Annotated in this window: 23 protein-coding genes; 8 read left to right on the top strand and 15 right to left on the bottom strand. The window is 62.0% G+C overall.

Features of this window, described 5'->3' with window-relative positions; all coding sequences use genetic code 11:
- Window positions 1-194: 194 nt before the first annotated feature.
- A complete protein-coding gene (locus AB7M23_RS07540) occupies window positions 195-1586 on the top strand; it encodes an L-cystine transporter (RefSeq protein ID WP_454240531.1) in 1392 nt (463 codons plus the stop codon).
- A gap of 15 nt (window positions 1587-1601) precedes the next feature.
- Here the strand turns inward: AB7M23_RS07540 and AB7M23_RS07535 are convergent, their stop codons facing one another.
- A complete protein-coding gene (locus AB7M23_RS07535; RefSeq protein ID WP_099773317.1) occupies window positions 1602-2123 on the bottom strand; it encodes a dihydrofolate reductase in 522 nt (173 codons plus the stop codon).
- A 75-nt stretch (window positions 2124-2198) separates the two neighbouring features.
- Between AB7M23_RS07535 and AB7M23_RS07530 the strand changes: the two genes are divergently transcribed.
- Window positions 2199-3578 carry a DUF2868 domain-containing protein gene (locus AB7M23_RS07530; protein WP_454240530.1) on the top strand — a complete coding sequence of 460 codons (1380 nt, stop codon included), beginning with the start codon at window positions 2199-2201 and terminating at the stop codon, window positions 3576-3578.
- On the top strand, window positions 3571-4935 hold the full coding sequence (locus tag AB7M23_RS07525; protein WP_454240529.1) for a GTPase/DUF3482 domain-containing protein: 1365 nt from the start codon (window positions 3571-3573) through the stop codon (window positions 4933-4935). The genes AB7M23_RS07530 and AB7M23_RS07525 overlap by 8 nt, the downstream gene beginning before the upstream one ends.
- Before the next feature lie 10 nt (window positions 4936-4945).
- On the opposite strand, the gene AB7M23_RS07520 is transcribed toward AB7M23_RS07525, so the two are convergent.
- The 5 genes from AB7M23_RS07520 to AB7M23_RS07500 form a co-directional block, all read right to left on the bottom strand.
- Window positions 4946-5971, bottom strand: a complete 1026-nt coding sequence (locus tag AB7M23_RS07520; RefSeq protein WP_454240528.1) for a putative 2-aminoethylphosphonate ABC transporter substrate-binding protein — start codon at window positions 5969-5971, stop codon at window positions 4946-4948.
- A gap of 36 nt (window positions 5972-6007) precedes the next feature.
- The gene (locus tag AB7M23_RS07515; RefSeq protein WP_454240527.1) at window positions 6008-7732 is read right to left on the bottom strand and encodes a putative 2-aminoethylphosphonate ABC transporter permease subunit; all 1725 of its coding nucleotides are present in this window, start codon (window positions 7730-7732) and stop codon (window positions 6008-6010) included.
- A gap of 1 nt (window position 7733) precedes the next feature.
- On the bottom strand, window positions 7734-8798 hold the full coding sequence (locus tag AB7M23_RS07510; RefSeq protein WP_065757990.1) for a putative 2-aminoethylphosphonate ABC transporter ATP-binding protein: 1065 nt from the start codon (window positions 8796-8798) through the stop codon (window positions 7734-7736).
- A 225-nt stretch (window positions 8799-9023) separates the two neighbouring features.
- Window positions 9024-9893: a LysR family transcriptional regulator gene (locus AB7M23_RS07505; RefSeq protein WP_065757991.1), complete on the bottom strand. Its 870-nt coding sequence runs from the start codon at window positions 9891-9893 to the stop codon at window positions 9024-9026.
- 6 nt (window positions 9894-9899) lie between these two features.
- Complete coding sequence (locus AB7M23_RS07500) at window positions 9900-12155, bottom strand: heavy metal translocating P-type ATPase (protein ID WP_454242154.1); 2256 nt, start codon at window positions 12153-12155, stop codon at window positions 9900-9902.
- A gap of 82 nt (window positions 12156-12237) precedes the next feature.
- On the opposite strand from AB7M23_RS07500, the gene cadR reads away from it, so the two are divergent.
- Entirely contained in the window at window positions 12238-12681 is a 444-nt protein-coding gene (gene cadR / locus AB7M23_RS07495) for a Cd(II)/Pb(II)-responsive transcriptional regulator (protein ID WP_454240526.1), read from the top strand.
- A gap of 6 nt (window positions 12682-12687) precedes the next feature.
- On the opposite strand, the gene AB7M23_RS07490 is transcribed toward cadR, so the two are convergent.
- Window positions 12688-13611, bottom strand: a complete 924-nt coding sequence (locus AB7M23_RS07490; protein ID WP_454240525.1) for a LysR family transcriptional regulator — start codon at window positions 13609-13611, stop codon at window positions 12688-12690.
- A gap of 194 nt (window positions 13612-13805) precedes the next feature.
- On the opposite strand from AB7M23_RS07490, the gene lysA reads away from it, so the two are divergent.
- Window positions 13806-15044, top strand: coding sequence for a diaminopimelate decarboxylase (gene lysA, locus AB7M23_RS07485; RefSeq protein WP_454242153.1), 1239 nt, complete (start codon window positions 13806-13808; stop codon window positions 15042-15044).
- 53 nt (window positions 15045-15097) lie between these two features.
- Here the strand turns inward: lysA and AB7M23_RS07480 are convergent, their stop codons facing one another.
- From AB7M23_RS07480 to AB7M23_RS07470, 3 genes are read right to left on the bottom strand one after another with little or no spacing between them, the layout of a single operon-like run.
- Window positions 15098-16069 (bottom strand): thymidylate synthase, encoded by a 972-nt coding sequence (locus AB7M23_RS07480; protein ID WP_330522202.1) that lies wholly within the window; start codon window positions 16067-16069, stop codon window positions 15098-15100.
- 48 nt (window positions 16070-16117) lie between these two features.
- The gene (lgt, locus tag AB7M23_RS07475; RefSeq protein ID WP_454240524.1) at window positions 16118-16930 is read right to left on the bottom strand and encodes a prolipoprotein diacylglyceryl transferase; all 813 of its coding nucleotides are present in this window, start codon (window positions 16928-16930) and stop codon (window positions 16118-16120) included.
- Window positions 16931-16946: 16 nt separating this feature from the next.
- Window positions 16947-17729, bottom strand: a complete 783-nt coding sequence (locus AB7M23_RS07470; RefSeq protein WP_454240523.1) for a sulfite exporter TauE/SafE family protein — start codon at window positions 17727-17729, stop codon at window positions 16947-16949.
- A gap of 112 nt (window positions 17730-17841) precedes the next feature.
- Between AB7M23_RS07470 and AB7M23_RS07465 the strand changes: the two genes are divergently transcribed.
- Window positions 17842-18588 carry an NRDE family protein gene (locus AB7M23_RS07465; RefSeq protein WP_102053228.1) on the top strand — a complete coding sequence of 249 codons (747 nt, stop codon included), beginning with the start codon at window positions 17842-17844 and terminating at the stop codon, window positions 18586-18588.
- Between the two features lie 95 nt (window positions 18589-18683).
- Here the strand turns inward: AB7M23_RS07465 and ptsP are convergent, their stop codons facing one another.
- The gene (ptsP, locus tag AB7M23_RS07460) at window positions 18684-20963 is read right to left on the bottom strand and encodes a phosphoenolpyruvate--protein phosphotransferase (protein WP_065757998.1); all 2280 of its coding nucleotides are present in this window, start codon (window positions 20961-20963) and stop codon (window positions 18684-18686) included.
- 22 nt (window positions 20964-20985) lie between these two features.
- On the bottom strand, window positions 20986-21465 hold the full coding sequence (locus tag AB7M23_RS07455) for an RNA pyrophosphohydrolase (RefSeq protein WP_065757999.1): 480 nt from the start codon (window positions 21463-21465) through the stop codon (window positions 20986-20988).
- A gap of 140 nt (window positions 21466-21605) precedes the next feature.
- Between AB7M23_RS07455 and AB7M23_RS07450 the strand changes: the two genes are divergently transcribed.
- On the top strand, window positions 21606-22262 hold the full coding sequence (locus AB7M23_RS07450) for a histidinol-phosphatase (protein ID WP_454242152.1): 657 nt from the start codon (window positions 21606-21608) through the stop codon (window positions 22260-22262).
- A gap of 74 nt (window positions 22263-22336) precedes the next feature.
- Here AB7M23_RS07450 and AB7M23_RS07445 read toward each other — a convergent pair whose 3' ends face one another.
- Together AB7M23_RS07445 and ilvA are read right to left on the bottom strand one after the other, a co-directional pair.
- Window positions 22337-22747, bottom strand: coding sequence for a DUF2269 family protein (locus tag AB7M23_RS07445; protein WP_065758001.1), 411 nt, complete (start codon window positions 22745-22747; stop codon window positions 22337-22339).
- Between the two features lie 47 nt (window positions 22748-22794).
- Entirely contained in the window at window positions 22795-24309 is a 1515-nt protein-coding gene (ilvA, locus tag AB7M23_RS07440) for a threonine ammonia-lyase, biosynthetic (RefSeq protein ID WP_065758002.1), read from the bottom strand.
- Between the two features lie 136 nt (window positions 24310-24445).
- Between ilvA and rpiA the strand changes: the two genes are divergently transcribed.
- Window positions 24446-25117 carry a ribose-5-phosphate isomerase RpiA gene (gene rpiA, locus AB7M23_RS07435; protein WP_099773307.1) on the top strand — a complete coding sequence of 224 codons (672 nt, stop codon included), beginning with the start codon at window positions 24446-24448 and terminating at the stop codon, window positions 25115-25117.
- Window positions 25118-25157: 40 nt separating this feature from the next.
- Here rpiA and AB7M23_RS07430 read toward each other — a convergent pair whose 3' ends face one another.
- On the bottom strand, window positions 25158-26072 hold the full coding sequence (locus AB7M23_RS07430; RefSeq protein WP_099773306.1) for an SdiA-regulated domain-containing protein: 915 nt from the start codon (window positions 26070-26072) through the stop codon (window positions 25158-25160).
- Window positions 26073-26103: the final 31 nt, after the last annotated feature.

Genomic DNA, 26103 nt, shown 5'->3' with positions numbered 1-26103 from the left:
TAGTTCCTAAATTCTAGAATTACAGTAGCCCGTGACACCGGTTAACTAGCGCTTCAACGCTTCGCAACACTTTTTATTCCAAAAACAACTAAGCAAATTCCATTTCGATATAAATTCGTCAGTTTTCATGCTGTTAGCATTTCTGTTCGCAATCGCACACAGAAGCGATGCCCCTGCTTTGTTCTGGAGCTTCAATGAATCTGCCGTTAACCCTTAACCTGCTGGCGTTCCTCGCATTGCTGCTAGGCCTGGCACAACCCCGTAACAGCACCTGGAGCCTGGCGAAGAAGGTCCTCGCGGGCCTGATCCTCGGCGTACTGTTCGGAACCGCTCTGCATGCCATTTATGGCGCCGGCCACCCGGTGCTCAAGGCCACCCTCAGTTGGCTCGATCTGGTCGGTAACGGCTATGTGCAGTTGCTGCAGATGATCGTCATGCCGCTGATCTTCGCGTCGATCCTCAGCGCTGTGGCCCGTTTGCACAACGCCTCGTCACTGGGCCGAATCAGCTTCCTGACCATCGGCACCCTGCTGTTCACCACGGCCATTGCCGCGCTGATCGGCATCGTGCTGACCAACCTGTTCGGCCTGAGTGCTGAAGGGCTGGTCGCCGGCACTCAGGAAATGGCGCGCATGCAGACCATCCAGAGCGATTACGCCGGTAAGGTCGCCGACCTGAATATCCCGCAATTGCTGCTGTCGTTCATCCCGCAGAACCCGGTGGGTGATCTGGCCCGGGCCAAGCCAACCTCGATCATCAGTGTGGTGATCTTCGCGGCCTTCCTCGGCGTGGCCGCGCTGCAGCTGCTCAAGGACGATGCGGAGAAAGGCAACCGTGCCCTGGCGGCCATCGACACCCTGCAAGCCTGGGTGATGCGCCTGGTTCGCCTGGTGATGAAGCTGACCCCCTACGGCGTGCTCGCACTGATGACCAAGGTGGTGGCCAGCTCGAACCTGGACGACATCCTCAAACTGGGTAGCTTTGTGGTGGTGTCCTACATCGGCCTGGGGCTGATGTTCGTGGTGCATGGCCTGTTGCTGTCGCTGAGCGGCATCAACCCGCTACGTTTCTTGCGCAAGGTCTGGCCGGTGCTGACCTTCGCCTTCACCAGCCGCTCCAGTGCAGCCAGTATTCCGCTGAGTATCGAAGCGCAAACCCAGCGCCTGGGCGTGCCGCAGTCGATTGCCAGCTTCGCTGCCTCGTTCGGCGCCACCATTGGCCAGAACGGCTGTGCCGGCCTGTACCCGGCAATGCTGGCGGTAATGGTTGCACCAGCGGTGGGCATCAACCCGCTCGACCCTCTGTGGATCGCAACCTTGGTGGCGATTGTGACCCTGAGTTCGGCCGGTGTGGCGGGCGTTGGGGGCGGGGCTACCTTCGCCGCGCTGATCGTGCTGCCGGCGATGGGCTTGCCTGTGGAACTGGTGGCGCTGCTGATTTCGGTAGAACCGCTGATCGACATGGGCCGTACAGCGCTGAACGTCAGTGGCTCAATGACAGCGGGCGTGATTACCAGCCAGATGATGCAGCAGACCGACAAGGCACTGCTGGCGGCGGATGAACACACGGCGCTGTCAAATACCTGAGTTGGGCGTCAGCACCTACAGGGCCTTCTCCCAGACCTCGAAGTGATACGCCGGGGTCTGTTCATTGGCCGGGTTTTCCTGGGTGGATGCCAAGCGCCAGTGCGCAGCATCAAACTCAGGGAACCAGGCGTCCCCTTCCGGGCTCAACTCGACCCGGGTCAGGTACAAGCGATCTGCCAGACCACGCGCCAGCGCCTGGGTGTAGAGCTGCGCACCGCCGATCAGCATCAGCTCGTCCACACCCTGCTCACGCGCCCAGGCGTCGGCACGGGCGATGGCCGCCTCCAGCGAATCGAACACCTCGGCACCTTCCAGTGTCAGCCCGGGCTGGCGGCTGACCACCAGATTGAGCCGCCCCGGCAATGGTCGACCGAGCGAATCCCAGGTCTTGCGACCCATGATGATCGGCTTGCCCAAGGTGGTGGCCTTGAAGTACTTGAAATCCCCCGGCAGGTGCCAGGGCATGCGGTTGTCGATGCCGATCACACGGTTCTCGGCGAGCGCCGCGATCAGGCTGAGGGGAAGTGATGTTTTCATGTCGGCGAGGATAGCAAAGCCCGCTGTGCCACGCCTGGGTTATGCTCTGGACTGACGTGATCAATGGACTTTTGCGTGACTGGACTGACAGACCTGGACAAACGCTGGCTTACCGAAGCGGTACGCTTGCGCGAAGAACACGCCGGCCCTCTGGACGATCAGGAGGCTAATCGCCGTGCCCGCCAACTGGGGGGCGACCTCGCAACGCGGATCGAAAACCGTGCGCTATGGCTGGCTGAACGTGACGGCATGCGTGCCGCGCTGCAGCACTGGAAACAGGGCGCGCGACTGGCCCTGCTGGTGCTGCTGGCGGTGGCTGTGCTGAGCGGTGCCGGTTTGGCCTTTGCCGCGCTGGGCGACGGCCAGCGACCGGTGAATGTGTTCTGGGCCGTGGGCAGCCTGCTCGGGGTCAACCTGCTGCTGTTGCTGAGCTGGGCCATGAGCTTTTCCCTGGCTGGCGAGCAAGGTGCAAGCCTGGGCCGTGTATGGCTATGGCTGAGCGAAAAGCTCGCCCGTGACGCGCAGGCGGTGCATCTGGCGCCGGCCTTACTGCTGTTGTTGCAACGCCAGCGGCTCAACCGCTGGCTGCTCGGGGCACTGGTCAACGGCCTCTGGCTATTGGCACTGGGCAGCGCCCTGCTGGTGCTGCTGGTACTGCTGGCAACCCGCCGTTATGGCTTTGTCTGGGAGACCACCATCCTCGGCGACCAGACCTTCATTGACCTGACCCAGGCACTCGGTGCCTTGCCGGCACTGATGGGTTTCAGCGTACCGGACGTGGCCATGATCCGCGCCAGCGGCGTCAGCCAGCCGGTGCTGGAACTGGCCCGTCAGGCGTGGGCCGGCTGGTTGCTGGGCGTGCTGGTGGTCTACGGCCTGCTACCGCGCCTGCTGCTGGCTGCGACCTGCCTGTGGCGCTGGCGACGTGGTCGCCAGCACCTGAGCCTGGACCTGCAACTGCCCGGCTACAGCACCCTGCGTGAGGCCCTGATGCCCAGTAGCGAACGCTTGGGCATCAACGACCCAGAACCCGCGGCCATGCCAGAGGTCGCCCGCCTGGCCGAGGCGGAACACAGCGCAGGCGCCCTGCTGGTGGGCCTTGAGCTGGACGACCAGCGCCCGTGGCCACCGGCGCTACCCGCCAGCGTCGTGGATGCCGGCATCCTCGACAGCCGCGAGTCGCGCAACCGGCTGCTGGAGCAACTGAGCCGCTTCCCCCCAGCACGTTTGGCGATAGCCTGCGACCCACGCCGCTCGCCGGACCGTGGCAGCCTGGCGTTGATCGCCGAACTGGCGCGCACCGCCGGGGCCACGCGGATCTGGCTGATGCAAGCGCCGCCTGGGCAAGCACTGGACAGCGAGCGGCTGGGCGACTGGCATCAGGCGCTGGAAAAACTTGACCTGAGGTTCGCCGACACGGCGCCCTTGCACTGGCTGGAGCATGGCCATGACTGAGCCCTTGAAGCTGGCCGTGGTCGGCCACACCAACGTCGGCAAGACCTCGCTGCTGCGCACCCTCACCCGCGATGTGGGGTTTGGCGAAGTGTCACACCGGCCCAGCACCACCCGCCACGTGGAAGGCGCACGGTTGTCGGTGGCGGGCGAGCCCTTGCTGGAGCTTTACGACACACCGGGCCTGGAAGACGCCATCGCCCTGCTCGACTACCTCGAACGCCTGGAGCGCCCCGGCGAACGCCTCGACGGCCCGGCACGACTGGAGCGCTTTCTGCAGGGCAGCGAAGCCCGCCAGCGTTTTGAACAAGAAGCCAAGGTGCTGCGCCAGTTACTGGCCAGCGATGCCGGGCTATACGTGATCGATGCCCGCGAGCCGGTGCTGGCCAAATACCGCGATGAACTGGAGGTGTTGGCAGGCTGCGGTAAACCGCTGCTGCCGGTGCTCAATTTCGTCGCCAGCAGCAACCATCGTGAACCGGACTGGCGCGAAGCGCTGGCCCGTTTGGGGCTGCATGCGCTGGTGCGCTTCGATAGCGTGGCCCCACCGGAAGATGGCGAACGCAGGCTCTATGAGAGCCTTGGCATTCTGCTGGAAAGTGCCCGCCCGGCACTGCAGCGCTTGATCGACGACCAACAGGCGCAGCGCGAAGCGCGTCGTCACAGCGCCCGCCAACTGATCGCCGAGCTGCTGCTCGACTGCGCAGCCTGTCGCCGCAGTGTAGTGGCAGACCCCGCACAGGAGGCGGCGGCTATCGAGCAGCTGCGCCAGACCATACGCCAACGTGAACAACGTTGCGTCGACGCCTTGCTCAAGCTCTATGCGTTCCGCAGCCAGGATGCCAGCGCCGAGGATCTGCCGTTGCTCGACGGACGCTGGGGCGATGACCTGTTCAACCCGGAAACCCTCAAGCTACTAGGTGTTCGCCTGGGTAGCGGCGTGGCGGCAGGGGCTGCCGCAGGTGCGGGCGTTGACTTGCTGGTAGGTGGCCTGACCCTGGGGGCGGCAGCATTGGCTGGCGCCATTGCCGGCGGCGCGCTGCAGACCGCACGCAACTATGGCTCGCGCTTGCTGGGCAAGCTCAAAGGGCAACGTGAACTGACAGTGGACGATGGCGTGTTGCGCCTGCTGGCCTTGCGTCAGCGCCAGCTGGCCCAGGCATTGGACCACCGTGGGCACGCAGCACAGGCGCGCATCACACTGGGCACACCACAGGACAACAGCTGGCGTGACGGCAAGCTGCCCGAAGCCCTCAACAAGGCTCGGGCGCACCCGCAGTGGTCATCGCTCAATGCGGGGGCGCGGCTGAGCCAGGCAGAGCGCCTTGAGCAGCTTGAAGCCTTGGTGCAAGAGCTGTAGGCCCTGTCGTTTACTGCTGCGCCACCTTTTCCGACTTGCCGTCATAGCGCTTGCGCCATTCAGCCAGGATGTCGTCACGGTTTTTCGAGGCCCAGGCGAAGTCGTTCTTGATCAGGCGCTGTTCATAGTCGGCTGGCAGTTCGGTCTGCGGCTTGGCGATGCCCGGCTGAGCCAGCACGGCGAAGTTTTCCTTGTACAACTCCATCGCCGCCGGGCTGGCGGAGAAGTCGGCCAAGCGCTTGGCGGCTGCTTCATGCTGGCTGCCCTTGAGTACGGCAGTAGCCTCGATCTCCCAGCCCAGGCCTTCTTTTGGCAAGACGATATCCAACGGCGCACCTTGGCGCTTGAGCTGAACCGCCGGGTACTCGAAGGAAATACCAATCGGGAATTCACCGGCCGCGGCCAACTTGCAGGGTTTGGAACCGGAGTGAACGTACTGGCCGATGTTCTGGTGCAGAGCATCCATGTACGCCCAGCCCTGTGGTTCACCAAAGGTCTGCAACCAGGCGCTGACGTCCAGGAAGCCAGTGCCGGAGGACGCAGGGTTCGGCATGACGATCTTGCCCTTGTATTCCGGCTTGGTCAGGTCCTGCCAGCTCAGAGGCTTGCTCAGGCCCTGCTTCTCGGCCTCGATGGTGTTAAAGCAGATGGTCGCCGCCCAGACGTCCATGCCAACCCAGGCCGGTGGATTGGCCGCGTCGCGGTAGTTGCCACCGATCTTTTCCAGGTCTTTGGGGGCGTAGTGCTGCAGCATGCCCTGCTGGTCAAGAACCGCCAGGCTGGAGGCCGCCAGGCCCCAGACCGCATCGGCTTGCGGGCGATCCTTTTCCGCCAGCAGCTTGGCGGTAATGATGCCGGTGGAGTCACGTACCCATTTGATCTCGATATCCGGGTTGGCCTTCTCGAACGCCTGTTTGTAGGTCTTCAACTGCTCGGCTTCCAGTGCGGTGTACACCGTCAGTTGAGTCGTAGCGGCCTGGGCCTGCACAGTCATGGCAGTGAGGACGGCAGCGGCAAGAGCAAGTGGCTTGAACATGGTGCGGTTCCTTGAGCGGTACAGGTTAGAGGGTGATCAGTGGCCTGGCGCACGCTGGCGCCAGGCTTGGGAGCGTTGCAGCAGGCCGCGCGAGGCCCAGGCCAGCAGCAGCGAGACGGCCGCGCTGGTCAGCAGAATCAGGGTGGACATAGCCGCCGCGCCGCCGACGTTGCCGGCATCGTCCATGTTCAACACGGCGACGGCGGCGAGGATGGTGTCGGGGCTGTAGAGGAAGATCGCCGCCGACACCGTGGTCATCGCCGAGACGAACAGGTAGCGGATGATGTCCAGCAGTGCGGGCAGGCAGATCGGCACAGTCACCCGCAGGAAATGCCGGTACAGCGGCGCCTTGAGCGACAGTGCGGCAGCCTCGAACTCGCCGTCGAGCTGGCGCAGTGCGGTGGTCGCGGTCATCTGAGCGGTGGTCAAATAATGTGCAATGGTGCACACCACCAACAGCGTCATGCTGCCGTAGAACACATGCAACGGGTTGCCGCTCAAGTTGAAGAAGAAGACATAGCCCAGACCCAGCACCAGCCCCGGCACAGCCATCGGCACAAAGCTGAGCAGGCGCAGCAGCAGGTTCAGGCTGCGTTGGCCGCGGGTTTTCTCCATCAGGTAGGCACCGGTGAAGATCACCACACTGCCAATCAGTGCCACACCCAGGGCCATGGTCAGGCTGTTGCGATAAGCGAGCCAGCCGCCACCGGCGGTGTCGTCGAACTGGTAGTGCTTGAGTGAAAGCGACAAGTTGTAAGGCCAGAACTTCACCAGCGACGAGTACACCGCCATGCCCACCACCAGCAACAGGATCGCGCACACCAGCAGTACCAGCGCCAGGAACCAGCCATCGCGCTGACGCGATGGCGCCGGCAGGAACACCTGTGCCCGGCCACTCATTGCATCGCCCTGACGGCGGCGCAACCAGGCATCGACCGCGAAGCTGAGCAGCGCTGGCAGCAACAGCACCATACCGATCAGTGCGCCGCGACCGAACTGCTGCTGCCCCACTACGGCCTTGTAGGCTTCCAGCGCCAACACCTGATAGTCGCCACCCACCACGACCGGCACACCGAAGTCCGTGATGGTCAGGGTGAATACCAGGCAGAATGCCGCGAAGACCGCCTGCCGGGTTGCAGGCCAGGTAATGCTGTGGAACGCCCGCCAAGGGCCTGCGCCCATACTGGAGGCTGCATCGAACAACCGTGCATCGGCCAGCGACAGTGCCGACAGCAGGATCATCAGGGCATGAGGAAAGGTGTAGATCGCCTCGCCAAGGACAATGCCCCAGAAACCGTAGATGTTGTCATTGAGCAGACCGCGCAACAGCCCCTGGTTACCGAACAGGTAGACCAGCGCAATGGCCGGCAACATTGACGGCGCCAGCAGTGGCAACAGCGAAATCCCGCGCCAGATCGACTTGCCCGGAATCAGCGTGCGCTGCAGGGCATAGGCGAACAGGTAGGCCACGGGCACGACGATGGCTGCCACACTCAGCGATACCTTGAGACTGTTGCCCAGCAACCAATGGAAATTCGCGCTGGTCACCAGCTCAATGGCCGCCGTCAGGCCGCCGCCCTGCCCGGCCTCGCTGCTGAAACCACGCCAGAAGATCGCAAGCAGCGGCAGCAGGACAGCGACGGTCAACAGCAGCAGCAACAGCACCTTGCCGCCGACCACGAACAGGCGATCACCCCGTGCGATACGGGCCGTTTGAGTGCGGGACGCCTGAGCGCCCGGCAGTGCGATTGGCGCAGCCATCTCAGGCAAACACCTGCAGGCTGCGCGGTGGCAGGGCGACCCAGATGTCCTGTGAACCCAGGCGCGGCATGGCCTCCGGCGCGACTTCCGCCAACAGCGGATGGCCAGGCAGTTCGTTGAACTCAAAGCTCATGCGGCAGCGGTTGCCGAGGAACGTGATCTCCCGTACCCGGGCCGGGAACAGGTTTTCTTCGTGGGTCGGCGGGTTGACACTGATCGCCTCGGGGCGGCAGAACAACCGACCGCTGCGGGCCTGGCTAGCACCTTGGTCGAGGCGCATGTTCATCGAACCGACCTGCGCATGGCTGTCGCTGCTGCGCTGGAACGGCAGCCAGTTACCCTGGCCGACGAACTCGGCCACAAACGGGGTGGCCGGTTTGTCATAAATCGCCTGCGGGGAGGCGTACTGCTCAACCTGCCCGTTGTTCATCACGGCAATGCGGTCGGCCATCAGCATGGCCTCGTCCTGATTGTGAGTCACCATCAGGGTGGTGATGCCAAGCTGGCGCTGCAGTTGGCGTAATTCGCTACACAAGTGCTCACGCACACGGGCGTCGAGCGCCGACATTGGCTCATCGAGCAGCAACAGTGAGGGGGCTGGCGCCAGGGCACGCGCCAAGGCAACGCGCTGCTGCTGCCCACCAGAGAGTTGCCCGGGGTACTTTTTCTCGCTGCCCGACAGGCCCACCAGTTCCAGCATCTGCGCGACACGCTGGCGCACTTCATCACGGCCACTGCCGCTCAGGCCATAGGCAATGTTGGCTTCGACCGTCAGGTTGGGAAAAAGCGCATAGGACTGGAACAGAATGCCGTAGTCCCGCGCCTGCGGTGGCAGGTCGGAAATATCACGATCACCGATGTACAGCGTGCCACGGTCCTGGCGCTCCAACCCGGCGATGCAACGCAGCAACGTGGTCTTGCCGCACCCGGAAGGGCCAAGCAGGCAGACCAGTTCGCCTGCGGCGATATCCAGGGATACATCCTGCAGTGCTGTGAAAGCACCGAAGCGTTTGTGGATGCCGCGCACCTTCATCTGTGCGCCAGGGTTTACGAGTGGGTTGTTCATGGCAGGGCCTCACCGAGCAGATGAGGGTCATGCTAGGAGGCGAATGCGAAGCTTCTGTGGCGCGCAGGCAAAAGCTACCGATAGTGGTATAGGCAGATTTGGGTTAACTGCCATTGCCAGCAAAGCCGCACCTTTTGCAGCGGCGGGATGCCAGTGGGTGCGCAGCGCCTGCATCGCGGGCAAGCCCGGCTCCTACAGGGATAGGCGCAGCAGGCTTGCCTTGGCCTACAGGTCGCAGGCCGCGACTTCCTGGGCGAGGCCAAGAAACGCTGCGGGCAGGCGGGCCTGGCGCCGTTCTTTCAGGCAATAGAGGTATTCGTACATGTGCGGAGCGCCTTCCAGGGTCAGCACGCGCAATTCCGGATTATGCGGCACTTCATGGCGGGCAATGATGCTGATGCCGATGTTGCGCAGCACCCCCTCGCGAATCGACTCGCGACTGCCGATTTCCAACAACGAACCCGCCTTCACCCCAGCATCGGCCAGCATCTGTTCAGTCAGGCGACGCGTCGTGGAACCAAGCTCACGCATCAGCAGGCAATGCCCGCTCAAGGCGCTGAGCGGTACAGACCCGCGATTGGCCAACGGATGGTTGCGGTGCACCGCCACCACCAGCGGGTCGGTGCCAAGCACCCGCCGCACCAGCCTGGCATCTTCGAGTAACTGCGAGGACGCCGCGAGGTCCACCCGGTAGTCTTCCAGCAACTCCAACACCTGTTGGGAGTTGCCGATCTCTACCGAAACCTCAACCTGCGGCAAGCGTTCACGGAAGATCTTCACCAGGTCGAGAATGTAGTACGGCGCCGTCGCGGCGATGCGCAGGGTACCCTGGGCCTGGCCGCTGTTACGCAGGAAGAACTCGATATCCGCTTCCTGCTGCAACAGCACCTTGACCATCGGCAACAGACGCGCACCGTCGTCACTCAAGGTCAGGCGACGACCGCCACGGTAAAACAACTCAACCCCGTACTGGCTTTCCAGATTACGGATCTGCGTGGTCACGGTCGGTTGGCTGAGCCCGAGCTTCTTCGCCGCCAGGGTAATGCTGCCCAACCGCGCGACCATGTAGAACGCTTTCAACTCGGCACTCAACATACATCCTCATTTTCTCAGCAGGCGCAGACCGTTGAAGACCACCAACAGACTGACGCCCATATCGGCAAACACGGCCATCCACATGGTCGCCATGCCAGCAAAGGTGATGCCCAGGAAGATCGCCTTGATCCCCAGCGCCAGCACGATGTTCTGCTTCAGAATCGCCGCGCTGTTGCGCGAGAGCCTGACGAAGGCCGGGATTTTGCGCAAGTCGTCATCCATCAATGTCACGTCGGCCGTCTCGATGGCCGTGTCGGTGCCGGCTGCAGCCATGGCAAAGCCAATTTCGGCCCGTGCCAGTGCCGGAGCATCGTTGATACCGTCGCCGACCATGCCCACCCGGTGACCTTTGCTGTAGAGGTCTTCAATGGTCTTGAGCTTGTCGGCGGGCAACAGGTTGCCGTAGGCCTGATCAATGCCCACCTGGGCGGCAATGGCCTCGGCGGTATGCGGGTTGTCGCCGGTCAGCATGACGGTGCGGATGCCCAGTTCATGCAATTGAGCGATGGCCTCACGGCTGCTGTCCTTGACCGTGTCGGCCACGGCAAACAACGCCACCGGGCCAGAACCGTCGAGCAACAGCACGACACTTTTGCCCTGGCGCTCCAGAAGATCGAGACGGGCTTCCAGTTGCGGCGAGCACAGGCCAAGGTCTTCTACCAGCCGATGGTTACCCAGGTGGTACAAGGTGCCCTCGACCTGCCCGCGAACCCCTCGCCCCGGCAGGGCCTGGAAGTCATGAACCTCATGCACGACGATGCCCTGCTGTTCGGCCTGCTGCGCTACCGCATGGGACACCGGGTGGTCGGAACGGGCAGCGAGGCTGGCGGCGATGCGCTGCGCGGCGCTTTCGAACAGTGGATCGAGCAGTTGGAAATCGGTCTGCACCGGTTTGCCGTGGGTTAGGGTGCCGGTCTTGTCCAAGGCCAGGAAATCAAGCTTGCGGCCGCCCTCCAGGTACACGCCCCCCTTGATCAGAATGCCCTTGCGCGCAGCCGCGGCCAGGCCACTGACAATCGTCACCGGGGTAGAAATCACCAAGGCACAAGGGCACGCGACCACCAGCAAGACCAAGGCCCGGTAGATCCAGTCGAACCACGCGGCTCCGGTGAACACTGGCGGCACGACCGCTACAAGCAGGGCAAGGGCAAACACCACGGGGGTGTAAATGCGCGAGAACTGATCAACGAAGCGCTGCGTCGGCGCACGCGCACCTTGTGCCTGCTCCACGGCCTTGATAATCCGCGCCAGGGTCGATTGACCGGCAGGCGCGGTAACGCGGAACTCCAACGCCCCGCTCTGGTTAATGGTACCGGCGAACAGTTTGTCGCCCGGCCCTTTCTCGACGGGCAGGCTTTCGCCGGTGATCGGCGCCTGATCGACGCTGGATTGCCCCAGCAGTACCTCACCATCCAAACCGATACGCTCACCGGGACGAACCCGTACACGAGCGCCCAACGCCACGTGTTTGACATCCATCTCCAGCCACTGGCCATCAGCCTGCTGCACGGTGGCACGGTCAGGGCTCAACTGCATCAAGCCGCCGATGGCGTTACGCGCACGGTCCAGCGAGCGGGCCTCGATCAGCTCGGCCAAGGTAAACAGGAACATCACCATCGCCGCTTCCGGCCACTGACCGATCAGCACTGCACCGGTCACCGCGATGCTCATCAGGGCGTTGATGTTCAGGTTGCGGTTTTTCAGGGCGATCCAGCCCTTCTTGTACGTACCCAGGCCGCCACTGAGGATCGCCACCAACGCAACCAGTGCCACCACCCAGTTCGGCGCGGCCGCCGTGAAGTGAATCACTTCCGCCACCAGGGCCGCGACGCCAGAAAGCGCCAGCGGCCACCAAGGCTTCTTCGCCGTTACACGCGGCTCATCCTGCGCCTCGGCGTTCTCTGTCAGCGGTTCGGCCTGCATGCCCAGGCCAGCGATGACCTGCTCGATAACCTTTGCCTCAACCAGGGTATGCCGCACGCCAAGCACGCGGTTGATCAAGTTGAATTCCAGTTGCTCGATCCCCGCCAGTTTGCCCAGCGCGTTCTGGATAAGGGTCTGTTCGGTCGGGCAGTCCATGGCCTCGATCCGAAAGCGGCTCAGGCGAGCGTTGGCACTGCTCGCCTCGCTCAATTGAATCAGCGCCGGCGCCTCGCCAGCCGAGCAACAGGCATGGCCGTGCGCTTGATGGCCATGAGCGTGGTCATTGTCGTGGTCATCATGCGCCTTATGGGCGTGGTTGTGGCTGACAGGCTGGTGCATACGGTTCATCCCTAAAGGTCCTGTTGCCAAGTACACACCCTGTAGCCACTATAGGGTCAAGCAATCTGCCGGGGAATGTGCAATGAAAATCGGTGAACTGGCCAAAACGACTGACTGCCCGGTGGAAACCATCCGCTACTACGAGCGCGAAGGCCTGCTGCCAGAGCCTGCGCGCAGCGAGGGTAATTACAGGCTCTACACCCAGGCGCATGTTGAGCGCCTGACCTTTATCCGCAACTGTCGAACCCTCGACATGACCCTGGATGAAATCCGCAGCCTGCTCCGCCTGCGCGACAGCCCGGAGGCCCAGTGTGAAAGCGTCAACGCGCTGATCGATGAGCATATCCAGCACGTCAAGGCCCGGATCGACGGGTTGCTGGCCTTGCAGGAGCAGTTGCTGGAACTGCGCCAGCATTGCCACGCCCAAGAGGAACAGTGCTCGATCCTGCAGCATCTGGAGGTCAACGGGGCAGTCACCACGCCGGGCGCAGAGCATTCACATGTAGGTCGCAGCCACGGCCACTGATGGCCCTCACAGTGCCTGGGGATTAACCGCCAACTGCGCCTTGACCGCGTCTGCCTGCTGGCGCAGGGCGTCCTCGAACAGGCTGACCAACTGTGAAGGTGGCCGATGCAGGGGTTTGACGATATTCACGGTAAAGGGAATCGGCACCGTGAAGGGGCGGATCTGCACACCCTGGCCAACGAAGTCCAGGGCAGTCAGCGGGTTGACGATCGCCAGGCCAATCCCCTCGCGGACCATTGAGCACACCGATGCCGCACTGTGGGTGTCCAGTACCAAGCGCCGCTCGACCTGCGCTTGCCGGAAAATTTCGTCGATCTGCTGCCGGTAGGTGTCCAGCGTGGACAGGCTGATAAAGGGTTGCCCGGAAAAGTCGGCGGGCGCCAGGCGTTGCTTTTCCAGCAACGGATGCCCGTTGGGCAATACACAGACCTCATCCACAGTCATCAGCGGCGATAGCACGGTGCCAGGCGGCGTGCTGCTCACCTCGGTCAGGCCGATGTCGTGCCGCTGCGCGGAGAGCCATTCTTCCAGCAAAGGCGATTCTTGCTGGCTGATGGTGACACTGGCCTTGGGGAACTGCGCCAGAAAGCGCTGGCAGGTCTTGGGCAGCAGCGACTGGGAAAACACCGGCAGGCAAACAATCGACAACTGCCCCTGCTCGAACTCGCGCAGGGCGTCCACCGTATTGAGAATGCGATCAAGGCCAAAGTAGGCCCGCTGCACCTCCTCGAACAGCGCCAGCGCCTGTGAGGTCGGTCGTAATCGACCGCGGGCCCGCTCGAACAGCTTCAAACGGGACAGTTGCTCGAAGCGCGCCAGTTCACGGCTGACGGTCGGCTGCGAGGTGTGCAGCATGGCGGCGGCCTCGGTCACGCTGCCCGAGGTCATGACCGCACGGAAAACCTCAATGTGACGCAAGGAGATGGACATGGGCCGCTCGGGAGATCGAAAGCCATATCATAAATGAATGACCTCACGGCAAATTGATATTTTATGCCGCCCCCACCTTTCTCCATGATGCAGGCCATCCACGCCCCGCCACACCGGGGCCGCGCCATACCCCAGGGAGAACCTCATTGGAACACGCCGCCGCACAACGTCCAGGCCCATGCCGGACCACCGCCATCACCGATAGCATGCTGACCCGGTTGGCCGCCGAACACGGCACCCCACTGTGGGTGTACGACGCCCAGGTAATTCGTCAGCGCATCCAGCAACTGGCGGGCTTCGACACCATCCGCTTCGCCCAGAAAGCCTGCTCGAACCTGCATGTATTGCGCCTGATGCGTGAAGCGGGGGTAGCGGTTGATGCCGTGTCACTCGGTGAAATCGAGCGCGCACTCAAGGCCGGCTTCAAAACCGGCCGCACCTCAGGTGCTGCCGAAGTGGTGTTCACCGCCGACCTGTTCGACCGGGCCACCCTGAACCGCGTGGTAGAAACGCAGATCGAGGTCAACGTGGGCTCGATCGACATGCTTGAGCAACTGGGCGAGCGCTCCCCTGGGCACCGGGTCTGGCTGCGCATCAACCCGGGCTTCGGTCACGGCCATAGCAACAAGACCAACACCGGCGGTGAAAACAGCAAGCACGGAATCTGGCACGAGCAGCTGCAAGAGGCGCTGGCCCAGGTTCGCAAATATCAGCTGCATCTGGTCGGCCTGCATTTCCATATCGGCTCGGGCGTGGACTACTCCCACCTGCAGCGAGTATGCAGCGCCATGGTGGAACTGATTGGCCGCCTGGACCACGACATCGAAGCGATCTCTACCGGTGGCGGGCTGTCAGTGCCTTACCGCGATGGCGAGCAGGCCGTAGACATCGCGCACTACCTCACGCAGTGGCGTGAAGCCAAACAGCAGATCGAGCAGAAGTTGGGTCACCCAGTGCGCCTGGAAATCGAGCCGGGCCGTTTCCTGGTGGCCGAGTCCGGCCTGCTGGTCGCTGAAGTACGCGGGACCAAGCCGATGGGCAGCAACCACTTCACCTTGGTCGATGCCGGTTTCAATGACCTGATGCGCCCCTCGATGTACGGCAGCTACCACGAGATTTCACTGATTCCACAGCCTGGCACCGCGCAGGCGCCGCGTCCGCCGCGCGCTACCGTGGTGGCAGGCCCGTTGTGCGAATCCGGTGATGTGTTTACTCAGCTTGAAGGCGGCATTGTCGAATCGCGCCTGCTGCCGTCGGCTCAGGTGGGGGATTACCTGGTGTTCCATACCGCCGGCGCCTATGGCGCGTCGATGTCGTCGAACTACAACAGCCGCGGGCATGCCGCTGAAGTACTGATCGACGGCGAGGCCAGTCGGTTGATCCGCAAACGCCAAAGCCTTGAGTCGTTGCTGGCGCTTGAACTGGACGCCTGAGGCTGTAACCAAACACAACACAGGCCGCAATAGCCTGTGTTGTGAGGCGGCGGTCAGACCGCCATTGGCGCGGTCATCGGCGCGTGGTGCTCATAGCCTTCAAGGCTGAAGTCGCTCGGCTCGATCAGTTCCAGCCACTCGGGCTGGTAAATACCCGTTTTGGCGAATTCCGGCACACGGTCGGAGATCACCAGCTTCGGCGCGGCCAGTGGTTCGCGCTTGAGCTGCTCGTTGAGCATGTCCAGGTGGTTCTCATAGACGTGCGCATCGCCAATGAAGTAAGTGAACCAGCGTGGCGTGTAACCGGTCAGACGGCCCACCAGCGACAGCAGTGCGGCGCCTTCGGTGAGGTTGAACGGCGTGCCAAGGCCCAGGTCGTTGGAGCGGATGTAGAGGGTCAGGGAAATTTCCTTGGTCTCGACATTCGGGTGGAACTGGTACAGCAAGTGGCACGGCGGCAGGGCCATCTCGTCAAGCTGGGCACAGTTCCAGCCGTGGAACAGGATGCGTCGGCTGCCTGGGTCATTGATGATGGTGTCGACGCACTGGCGAATCTGGTCAATGGCCTTGTACAGCACCACGAACGCTTCACCGTCTTCCTCGGCTTCGGCAATCGTCTGGAAGCCCTGGCTTTGAGCGAGCGCGATGGCAGCCGGGTTACTCAGCGCAATACGCTTGTACGCCGGCCACTGGCGCCATTGCACGCCGTAGATTTCACCCAGGTCGTCGGCGCCCTGACGGAACGGGTTGGCCAGCCACTGCGCATTCTCGTTGGCGTTCTGGTCCCAGACCTTGCAGCCCAGTTCGCGGAACTGCGCAGCGTTCTTCACCCCGCGCAGGAAACCGACCATCTCGCCAATGGCTGACTTGAACGCCAGGCGGCGGGTGGTGATGGCCGGGAAGCCCTCCTGCAGGTCGAAACGCAGCATGGCACCGGGGAAGCTGATGGTGCGGATGCCGGTACGGTTGCCCTGCAGGGTGCCGTGCTTGATCACGTGGGCGACCAGTTCTAGATATTGCTTCATGACTTACCTGTTTCAAAACAGGCAGAGGCGCACCCCTGCCTTACACATTTAAAGCGCAGCGCCCTTGGCGGTCGGCGCGCGGCGATAGGCCCACCAGATCAACCCGATACCACCGAGGATCATTGGTACGCAAAGCAGTTGGCCCATGGTCAACCAACCAAACGCGATGTAGCCCAGTTGCGCATCGGGCACGCGGACGAACTCGACGATGAAGCGGAAGATGCCGTAGAACAGCGCGAACATACCGGAGATGGCCATCGTCGGGCGTGGTTTGCGCGAATACAGCCAGAGAACCAGGAACAATGCCACACCTTCCAGTGCAAACTGGTAAAGCTGCGACGGATGGCGCGGCAATTGTGCTGGATCACTGAAGGGCGGGAAGACCATGGCCCACGGCACATCGGTCGCCTTGCCCCACAATTCGCCGTTGATGAAGTTGCCGATACGCCCCGCACCCAGGCCAATCGGTACCAGCGGTGCAACGAAGTCCATCAGCTCAAAGAACGACTTGTTGTTGCGCTTGCCGAACCACAGTGCTGCCAGCATGACGCCGATAAAGCCGCCATGGAACGACATGCCGCCCTTCCAGACTTCGAAAATCAACGCGGGATTGGCCAGGTACGCACTCAGGTCATAGAACAGTACATACCCCAGGCGGCCACCGACAATCACCCCCATGGACAGCCAGAACACCAGGTCGGAAAGCTTTTCGCGGCTCCAGGTCGGGTCGAAACGGTTCAACCGGCGCGATGCCAGCAGCCAGGCGCCGCCGATGCCGATCAGGTACATCAGGCCGTACCAGTGGATTTTCAGCGGCCCGATGGCCACGGCCACGGGGTCGATATTCGGATAAGGCAGCATCAAACGTCCTCTATTCTTAAAGCAAAAAGCTCAGGCCGACACAAAACAACAGTGCGGCAAACAGCCGTTTCAGCAGGCGGGGCGACAGCTTGTGGGCCAGCCGCGCACCAAAACGGGCAAAAAACATACTGGTCAGGGCAATACCCAACAGCGCCGGTAAATACACGAACCCGAGACTATGCGCTGGCAACAACGGGTCGTGCCAGCCCAGAACCATGAAACTTAGCGCACTGGCCAGGGCAATCGGGAAGCCGCAGGCCGATGAAGTCGCCACCGCCTGCTGCATCGGCAGGCTGCGCCAGGTCAAAAACGGCACGGTCAACGAGCCGCCGCCAATGCCGAAGATCGCCGAGGCCCAGCCGATCACACTGCCGGCAACGGTAAGGCCGGCTTTGCCAGGGATACTGCGGCTGGCCTTGGGCTTGAGGTCCAGAGCCATCTGAAGGGCAATGATCAGGGCGAACACACCAATGATCTTTTGCAGGTTCGGGCCCTGGATCGCCGAGGCGGTTTTCGCACCAATGCCGGCGCCGATCAGGATCCCAAGGGTCATCCAGATGAAGATCGGCCACTGCACCGCGCCTTTGCGATGGTGTTCGCGAATGGCATTGACCGAGGTGAAGACGATGGTCGCCAATGAGGTGCCGACCGCCAGATGGGTCAATACCGAGGCGTCAAAGCCCTGCGCGGTGAAACTGAAGACCAATACCGGCACGATAATGATGCCGCCACCAACGCCGAACAGCCCGGCCAGCACGCCTGCACAGGCACCCAGCACTAGATAGAGCAGGAATTCCATTGTCGCCCCCGGAAAATTCTGTCCGGCATGGTAACGGAAGCCGGGGTAATGGCTCCAGTGGCTCGCAGCGAAGGCTCTGTTACAGTGAGTGAAAACCTAGGAAAGTCCAGCCATGTGCCTGATCGTTTTTGCCTGGCGACCGGGGCATCCCCAGCCGCTGATCGTTGCCGCCAACCGCGATGAATTCTATGCCCGCCCTGCCCAACCGCTCAGCCATTGGGCCGATGCGCCAGGGGTGTATGCCGGCCGCGACCTGGAAGCCGGTGGCACCTGGCTGGGCGTCGGACCTGCCGGTCGCTTCGCCGCACTGACCAACATCCGCGACCCCGACCAGCCTCTGGGCCAGCGCTCACGGGGCGAGTTGGTGTCGGGGTTTCTGACCGGCACGCAGCCTATCGAGGCCTATCTGGATCAGGTGGCCAGCCGTACCTCGGAGTACAGCGGCTTCAACCTGCTGCTGAGCGATGGGCAACAGTTGGCGTACTTGAGTGCGCGGGAGGCCACCCCTAGGCTGCTGGATACCGGCGTCTATGGCCTTTCCAATGCCGGGCTCGACACACCCTGGCCCAAGTTGCTCAAGGCCCGTGCTGCACTGCAGGCTCAATTGCATGAGCCTCAGCCAGAGGCATTGTTGACGTTGCTGGCCGATGGCCAACAGGCGGCAGAGAGCGAACTGCCGGAAACCGGCGTAGGCATGGCCACGGAGCGGCTGCTGTCGAGTGTGTTCATTGCCAGCCAGAGCTACGGCACACGGGCCAGCACGGTGCTGCTGGTGTCGGCAGATGGTTCGCGGCAGTTGGTAGAGCGCAGCTTCGGGCCCTTTGGCGGGCATTTGGGCGAGGTGGCATTGCACCTATGACCCTATGAACCTATGAAATGCGAACCTACGAAATGCGCGGTGCCTGAGAGACAGGCACCGCGCAAGGTTGTAGCGGTGACGCGACGTAGCAGCCCCTACAAGGTCTTCGGCGACGCCGGGTTGATCATCCGCGCCAGGCCCAGGTTCTTCAGGGCCAATTGCAGCGAGCTGTGGATAACTTGCGGGTTGTCGATCTTCATGGCCTGGGCCAACAGGTCCTTGGACTGGCTCAGGCTGATCTGACGCAGCATCCACTTCACCTTGGGCAGGTTGGTGGCGTTCATCGACAGGCTGTCAAAGCCCATGGCCATGAGCAGCACCGCCGCCGCCGGATCACCGGCCATCTCACCGCAGATACTCACCGGCTTGCCTTCGGCATGAGCGTCGTTGACAACGTTCTGCAACGCTTGCAGCACCGCCGGGTGCAGGTAGTCGTAAAGGTCGGCAACCCGCGGGTTGTTGCGGTCGACGGCCAACAGGTACTGGGTCAGGTCGTTGGAGCCGACCGACAGGAAGTCCACCATGCGAGCCAGTTCGCGGGTCTGGTAGACCGCCGCAGGAATCTCGATCATCACCCCCACCGGCGGCATCGGCACATCGGTGCCTTCATCACGCACTTCGCCCCAGGCGCGGTGGATCAGATGCAAGGCCTCTTCCAGCTCATGAATACCGGAAATCATCGGCAGCAGAATGCGCAGGTTGTTCAACCCTTCGCTGGCCTTGAGCATGGCACGGGTCTGCACCAGGAAGATTTCCGGGTGGTCGAGGGTCACGCGGATACCGCGCCAGCCGAGGAAGGGGTTGTCTTCCTTGATCGGGAAATAGGACAAGGCCTTGTCGCCGCCAATGTCCAGGCTGCGCATGGTCACCGGCTGCGGATGAAACGCCGCCAGTTGCTCGCGGTAGATCGCCAGCTGTTCCTTCTCGCTGGGGAAGCGCTGGTTGATCATGAACGGGACTTCGGTGCGGTACAGGCCGACACCCTCGGCACCGCGCTGCTGGGCGCGGGCGACATCGGCAAGCAGGCCGGTGTTCACCCACAGCGGCATGCGATGGCCGTCGGTAGTGATGCACGGCAGCTCGCGCAGGGCGTCGAGCCCCTGAGCCAACTGGCGCTCCTCTTCCACCACCTCGGCATACTGCTTGCGCAGTACCTCGCTGGGGTTGGTGTAGACCTCGCCGTGGTAGCCGTCGACGATCATCTGAATGCCGTCGACCTTGGAGTACGGCAGGTCGACCAGGCCCATGACCGTCGGAATACCCATGGCCCGGGCCAGGATCGCAACGTGGGAGTTACCCGAACCCAATACCGAGACCAGGCCCGCAAGCTTGCCCTCAGGCACTTCGCCAAGCATGGCAGGGGTCAGTTCTTCGCTGACCAGAATCGTGTTGTCGGGATAGACCAGCGTCTGCTGGCGGGCCTCCTGCAGGTAGGCCAGCAGTCGCCGGCCCAGATCCTTCACGTCGGAAGCCCTCTCCCGCAGGTAGTCGTCGTCCATCAGCTCGAAACGGCTGACGTGCTCTCCGACCACCTGGCGCAAGGCGCCCTGGGCCCATTGGCCGGTCTTGATCACCTGCACGACTTCACCGCCCAGGGCAGCGTCTTCGAGCATCATCAGGTAGACGTCGAACAACGCCCGCTCTTCTGGGCGCAACTGGGTAGCCAGCTTGGCCGAGAGGGTGCGCATGTCATTGCGCACGCCTTCAAGGGCGTTGTTGAACAGGCTCAGTTCGGCGTCGATGTCCGTGACGGTCTTGTCCGGCACGACGTCGAGGTCGGCCGGCGGCAGCATGACCACGGCGGTACCGACCGCTGCACCCGGCGAACCCGGCACACCGACGAATTTGGCTTCCTGGATACCTTTGCCCTGGCGGCCCAGGCCACGGATCGAGCCCGTCGCCTCGGCATGGGCGATAACCCCGGCAAGCTGTGCGCTCATGGTCACGAGGAAGGCTTCTTCGCCCTCATCGAACTGACGGCGCTCTTTTTGCTGGATAACCAGAACACCAACCACCCGACGGTGGTGGATGATCGGCGCCCCGAGGAACGAGGCAAAGCGTTCTTCGCCGGTTTCGGCAAAGTAGCGATAACGCGGGTGATCGGCGGCGTTTTCGAGGTTCAGCGGCTCTTCACGGGTGCCCACGAGGCCGACCAGGCCTTCGTTGGGGGCCATGCTGACCTTGCCGATAGACCGTTTGTTCAGGCCCTCTGTGGCCATCAGGACGAAGCGGTTGGTTTCCGGGTCAAGCAAGTAGACCGAGCAGACCTGACTGCCCATGGCCTCTTTGACGCGCAAGACAATAATCCCCAACGCCGTTTTCAGATCCTTGGCGGAGTTAACTTCCTGGACGATCTTGCGCAGCGTATTGAGCATGGCTCGGGGTCGAACTCCGTCGTCAGTCGCGCGCCAACAGGCGCGGTGCAAGCTCTTTGAGAGCGCGGCGGTAAACCTCGCGCTTGAATGTCACCACCTGGCCCAGCGGGTACCAATAACTGACCCAACGCCAGCCATCGAACTCCGGTTTCCCGGTCAAATCCATCCGCACTCGCTGCTCATTGGACACCAGACGCAGGAGAAACCATTTCTGTTTCTGGCCGATACACAGCGGTTGGCTGTGGGTACGCACCAGGCGTTGGGGTAAACGATAACGCAACCAGCCACGGGTGCAGGCAAGAATTTCAACATCATGTCGTTCAAGCCCCACTTCTTCGTTCAGCTCGCGGTACAAGGCCTCTTCTGGTGTTTCCTCGGGGTTGATCCCGCCCTGGGGAAACTGCCAGGCATCCTGGTTGATACGACGAGCCCATAGCACCTGCCCGGCATCATTCGTCAGAATGATCCCGACATTGGGGCGAAAACCATCGGGGTCGATCACGGCAGCAACCTCGCAAACGCATGTCCCCGCATTGTTCCACAAAGCCCACAAGGCCAGCAACGCGCCTGCGGACCTTATGTGCATCGATGTGAAAAGTCCGTATTCTTAAGGACTTTTCAGATGTTATGCGAGTGACTGCAATGCGCCTGGCTTTATTCGATCTGGACAATACTCTCCTTGGCGGTGACAGCGATCACGCATGGGGCGATTACCTCTGCGAGCGCGGCATTCTCGACCCTGTCGAGTACCAGAACCGCAACGATGCCTTCTATCAGGACTACCTGGCCGGCAAGCTGAATCTGAACGACTACCTGAACTTCAGCCTGGAAATCCTCGCCAGAACCGAAATGGCGCAACTCGACGAATGGCACCGCGACTTCATGCGCGACTGCGTTGAGCCGATCATCCTGCCCAAAGCCCTTGATCTGCTGGAAGAGCACCGTAGCGCAGGCGACAAGCTGGTGATCATCACCGCCACCAACCGTTTCATCACGGGTCCGATTGCCAAGCGCCTGGGCGTACAAACCCTGCTGGCCACCGAATGCGAGATGATTGATGGCCGTTACAGCGGGCGCAGTACCGATATACCGTGTTTCCGTGAAGGCAAAGTGACACGCCTCAATCGCTGGCTGCTGGAAAACGGCTTCAGCCTGGAAGGCAGCCATTTCTACAGCGACTCGATGAACGACCTGGCGCTGCTGGAAGCGGTCGAGCACCCGATTGCGGTCGACCCGGACCCGAACCTGCGCGCCGAGGCCGAAAAGCGTGGCTGGAGAGTCATCAGCCTGCGTGACTAAGGGCTGAAGGCAATCAATCGCCAGCACGTCCTGCACCCAAGTGGTACAGGGTGTGCTGGCGACAGGCGCGACGACTACACCGGTTTAGCGACCATCAGGCCGATGATGCTGAGGAAAATAACCGCGCTCAGCGCTGCCAGTATCACGACCGAGCGTCGACTGGCTGTGGCCTTGCCCAATCGCCCCACCAGCAGCAACCAGCACACGCACCCCAGCAGGTAGAGTACGGCCCCGCCAAGCAGCCAGGCCTGTTCCAGCGGCCAACCAATCAGGTGCACCAGCCACCAGCCACTGAAGGGCAGGCTGAACAGGCTCAGGCCCATCAGAATCCAGACGAACAACCAGGGCCGCTGCAGGCTCGTCGCAGGGCCGGCTACCGTATTGGCGCGCTGACGCCACGCCTGGAACACCAGCCCCAATGCACACCCCAGCGACAACGCCGTCGCCAGGCCATGCAACATTTTCATCACGCTTAAAGTTTCCATACGAAAGCATCCCACCCCATCAAAGCACCGTCTTGAGCGTAGCAGCCTCAGCCGAGGAACAGCCGGTACGCCGGGTTCTCGGTTTCATCCCAGTAGGGGTAGCCGATCTTGGCCAGCGCTGCGGGCACCAGATGCCGCTCTTCGTCCGGCACCTGCAAACCTGCAACCACACGGCCGTCGGCCGCACCGTGGTTACGGTAATGGAACATCGAGATGTTCCAGCGCCCACCCAGTTTGTTGAGGAAGTTGAACAGCGCACCCGGGCGCTCCGGGAACTCGAAGCGCAGCACCATCTCGTTGCTGACACCCGCCGCATGACCTCCGACCATGTGCCGGATATGCAACTTGGCCAGTTCGTTGTCGGTCAGGTCGAGCACCGGGAAGCCCTGCTCACTCAGGCTTTGCAGCAAGGCGCTGCGCGGGTCGGTGTCAGGATGGGTCTGCACGCCAACAAAAATATGGGCTTCGCCCTCGGCGTGGTAACGGTAGTTGAACTCGGTGATCTGGCGCTTGCCAATGGCCTCGCAAAACGCCTTGAAGCTGCCCGGCTGCTCAGGGATGGTCACGGCAATGATTGCCTCACGCCCTTCACCCAGCTCGGCGCGCTCGGCCACATGGCGCAGGCGGTCGAAGTTGACGTTGGCACCGGAGTCGATGGCCACCAGCGTCTGGCCGCTGACACCGCGCAGTTCGACGTATTTCTTGATGCCCGCCACACCGAGGGCGCCCGCAGGTTCGGTGATCGAGCGGGTATCGTCGTAAATATCCTTGATCGCCGCACAGATCTCGTCAGTACTGACGGTAATGACCTCGTCGACGTAGTCTTTGCAGATCTCAAAGGTGTACTGGCCGATTTGCGCAACTGCCACGCCATCGGCGAACAACCCGACCTGCGGCAATACCACGCGCTCACCCGCAGCCATGGCGGCTTGCAGGCAATTTGAGTCATCCGGCTCGACGCCGATCACCTTGATCTCCGGGCGCAGGTACTTCACGTAGGCCGCGATACCAGCAATCAGGCCACCACCACCGACCGGAACGAAGATCGCGTCCAACTGGCCCGGGTGCTGGCGCAGAATCTCCATGGCCACGGTGCCTTGGCCTGCGATGGTGTGCGGGTCGTCGTAGGGGTGGATGTAGACGAAGCCCTTCTCATCGACCAGTTTCAGCGAATAGGCCAGCGCTTCGGGAAAGGAATCGCCATGCAGCACAACCTTGCCGCCACGCGAGCGCACACCTTCGACCTTGATCTCGGGCGTGGTCTTGGGCATGACGATGGTTGCCTTGATGCCCAACTCCTTCGCCGCAAGTGCTACACCCTGGGCATGGTTACCCGCCGACGCGGTGACCACGCCACGGGCGAGTTCCTCGGGGGTCAGTTGGGCCAGCTTGTTGTAGGCGCCACGAATCTTGAAGGAGAACACCGGCTGCAGGTCTTCGCGCTTGAGCAGCACGGTATTGCCCAAGCGCTTGCTCAGCTGCCCGGCACGTTGCAATGGCGTTTCGACAGCGACGTCATAGACGCGCGAGGTGAGGATCTTCTTGACGTACTGTTCGAGCATCGGGAAAGCATCACTGGGCGGCTGGGACAAGGCCTGGGAGTCTACCCCAGCGCCCTGTCGGGCGACCACCGCCAGCCTGGGGTTTTAGCCGTTATACTAGGCAACCTCAGATACTCCTCCCCGCTTCGGAGCCCGCATGACCCAGGACCAACTCAAACAGGCTGTCGCCCAGGCCGCTGTCGATTTCATTCTGCCCAAGCTCGATGACAAGAGCATCGTCGGCGTCGGCACCGGCTCGACTGCCAACTGCTTCATCGACGCCCTGGCCAAGCACAAAGGTGCCTTCGACGGTGCCGTTGCCAGCTCCGAAGCCACCGCTGCACGCCTGAAAGGCCATGGTATTCCGGTGTATGAGCTGAACACCGTCAGCGAGTTGGAGTTCTATGTCGACGGTGCCGACGAAAGCAACGAGCACCTGGCCCTGATCAAGGGCGGCGGCGCTGCACTGACCCGCGAGAAGATCGTTGCCGCCGTAGCCAAGACCTTCATCTGCATCGCTGACGCCAGCAAGCTGGTTCCGGTACTGGGCGCCTTTCCGCTACCAGTGGAAGTGATCCCGATGGCCCGCAGTCACGTTGCCCGCCAACTGGTCAAACTGGGCGGCGACCCGGTGTACCGCGAAGGCGTGGTAACCGACAACGGCAACATCATCCTCGATGTGTACAACCTGCAGATCACCAACCCGGTGGAACTGGAAAGCCAGATCAACGCCATCGTTGGTGTCGTCACCAATGGTCTGTTCGCCGCGCGCCCTGCCGATCTGCTACTGCTGGGTACCCCGGAAGGCGTAAAAACACTGCGTAACTGATACACCCGTCAAGCGCAGGCCGGCCCCCAACGATGGTCGTTTACGGGGCCGGTTGCTTCTTGAAGATGTAGAACAGGTTGGGTTCACTGACTAGGTAGAGCGTCCCGGCATCGTCCAGTGCAATACCTTCTGCCTGCGGCACGCTCTGCTGCAGCCCTTGAAAACCCTTGTGCAGAGACAAGCTGTTCAACGGTTTCCCTTCAGTATCCAGCTCCAGTACCAGTTTCGATTCGTCCGACAAGGCCAGCAAATGGCCGCTGCGCTCATCGAACACCAGGCTCGACAAATCACGCATGAACAACCGTGAATCACGCTGGCGATCCTGCACTACATGCACGGAATAAGGCTGCCCGTCGCCCTCATGAGGGAACCCCTGCACCTCGTAGATCAACATCGGGTCGCGCTCCTTGGCCACGAACAGACGCTTGCCTGCCGAGTCATAGGCCAAACCCTCGAACCCTTTGTTGCCGTTCAGACCAACCCCCAGAGACAGCTGCTCAGCGGTACTGGCATCCAGCACGCGGGTGTCATCATTCAGTTGAACAAGGATCAGCCGCTGTTGGCGCTCGTCGGTGATGACATAGCTGCCAGGCCCAACATACTCAACGGCTTCCGGGTCGCCGAAACCAATCAACGGCAAGCGCCTAACGATGACGCCATCCAGCGACAGCTCTATCAGTTCTGAACGCTTGTTGGTGACACTGAACAGGCTTTTACGATCAGGGTCGTAGGTCAGTGCAGAGAGGTCATCGTCCAGCCCCTCGATAGGCTTGGCTTCAAGTACGACCTGATAGCGATCCAGGCCAATACCGTGCTCGACCGGCTGCCACCAGGTCTTGAGGTTGAACCAACCGCGCTCGAGCAATCGATACTCGTGCGCCGCCAAAGCCAACAAAGAAAGGGCCGACAGGCTGATAAGCAAAGCAAGCAGAGGTAAACGGATAAAACGTCGCATTCAGGCAGACTCAACAAAAATCGACCTAAAG

The organism is Pseudomonas sp. HLS-6 TE3448 (genome assembly GCF_053629555.1).
The sequence above is the reverse complement of the archived record's forward strand: the minus strand, read 5'-3'. Positions and strand labels throughout refer to the sequence as shown.

Excerpts from the sequence above, each read along its gene's own strand:
- AB7M23_RS07525 (WP_454240529.1), top strand. The coding sequence starts at position 3,571 with ATGACTGAGCCCTTGAAGCTGGCCGTGGTCGGCCACACCAACGTCGGC.
- AB7M23_RS07470 (WP_454240523.1), bottom strand. The coding sequence starts at position 17,729 with ATGGAATTCCTGCTCTATCTAGTGCTGGGTGCCTGTGCAGGCGTGCTG.
- AB7M23_RS07540 (WP_454240531.1), top strand. The coding sequence starts at position 195 with ATGAATCTGCCGTTAACCCTTAACCTGCTGGCGTTCCTCGCATTGCTG.
- lgt (WP_454240524.1), bottom strand. The coding sequence starts at position 16,930 with ATGCTGCCTTATCCGAATATCGACCCCGTGGCCGTGGCCATCGGGCCG.
- AB7M23_RS07490 (WP_454240525.1), bottom strand. The coding sequence starts at position 13,611 with ATGTCCATCTCCTTGCGTCACATTGAGGTTTTCCGTGCGGTCATGACC.
- ptsP (WP_065757998.1), bottom strand. The coding sequence starts at position 20,963 with ATGCTCAATACGCTGCGCAAGATCGTCCAGGAAGTTAACTCCGCCAAG.
- AB7M23_RS07535 (WP_099773317.1), bottom strand. The coding sequence starts at position 2,123 with ATGAAAACATCACTTCCCCTCAGCCTGATCGCGGCGCTCGCCGAGAAC.
- AB7M23_RS07480 (WP_330522202.1), bottom strand. The coding sequence starts at position 16,069 with ATGAAGCAATATCTAGAACTGGTCGCCCACGTGATCAAGCACGGCACC.
- AB7M23_RS07505 (WP_065757991.1), bottom strand. The coding sequence starts at position 9,893 with ATGTTGAGTGCCGAGTTGAAAGCGTTCTACATGGTCGCGCGGTTGGGC.
- AB7M23_RS07430 (WP_099773306.1), bottom strand. The coding sequence starts at position 26,072 with ATGCGACGTTTTATCCGTTTACCTCTGCTTGCTTTGCTTATCAGCCTG.
- AB7M23_RS07500 (WP_454242154.1), bottom strand. The coding sequence starts at position 12,155 with ATGCACCAGCCTGTCAGCCACAACCACGCCCATAAGGCGCATGATGAC.
- AB7M23_RS07510 (WP_065757990.1), bottom strand. The coding sequence starts at position 8,798 with ATGAACAACCCACTCGTAAACCCTGGCGCACAGATGAAGGTGCGCGGC.
- AB7M23_RS07515 (WP_454240527.1), bottom strand. The coding sequence starts at position 7,732 with ATGGCTGCGCCAATCGCACTGCCGGGCGCTCAGGCGTCCCGCACTCAA.
- AB7M23_RS07465 (WP_102053228.1), top strand. The coding sequence starts at position 17,842 with ATGTGCCTGATCGTTTTTGCCTGGCGACCGGGGCATCCCCAGCCGCTG.
- AB7M23_RS07450 (WP_454242152.1), top strand. The coding sequence starts at position 21,606 with ATGCGCCTGGCTTTATTCGATCTGGACAATACTCTCCTTGGCGGTGAC.
- rpiA (WP_099773307.1), top strand. The coding sequence starts at position 24,446 with ATGACCCAGGACCAACTCAAACAGGCTGTCGCCCAGGCCGCTGTCGAT.
- AB7M23_RS07520 (WP_454240528.1), bottom strand. The coding sequence starts at position 5,971 with ATGTTCAAGCCACTTGCTCTTGCCGCTGCCGTCCTCACTGCCATGACT.
- ilvA (WP_065758002.1), bottom strand. The coding sequence starts at position 24,309 with ATGCTCGAACAGTACGTCAAGAAGATCCTCACCTCGCGCGTCTATGAC.
- cadR (WP_454240526.1), top strand. The coding sequence starts at position 12,238 with ATGAAAATCGGTGAACTGGCCAAAACGACTGACTGCCCGGTGGAAACC.
- AB7M23_RS07445 (WP_065758001.1), bottom strand. The coding sequence starts at position 22,747 with ATGGAAACTTTAAGCGTGATGAAAATGTTGCATGGCCTGGCGACGGCG.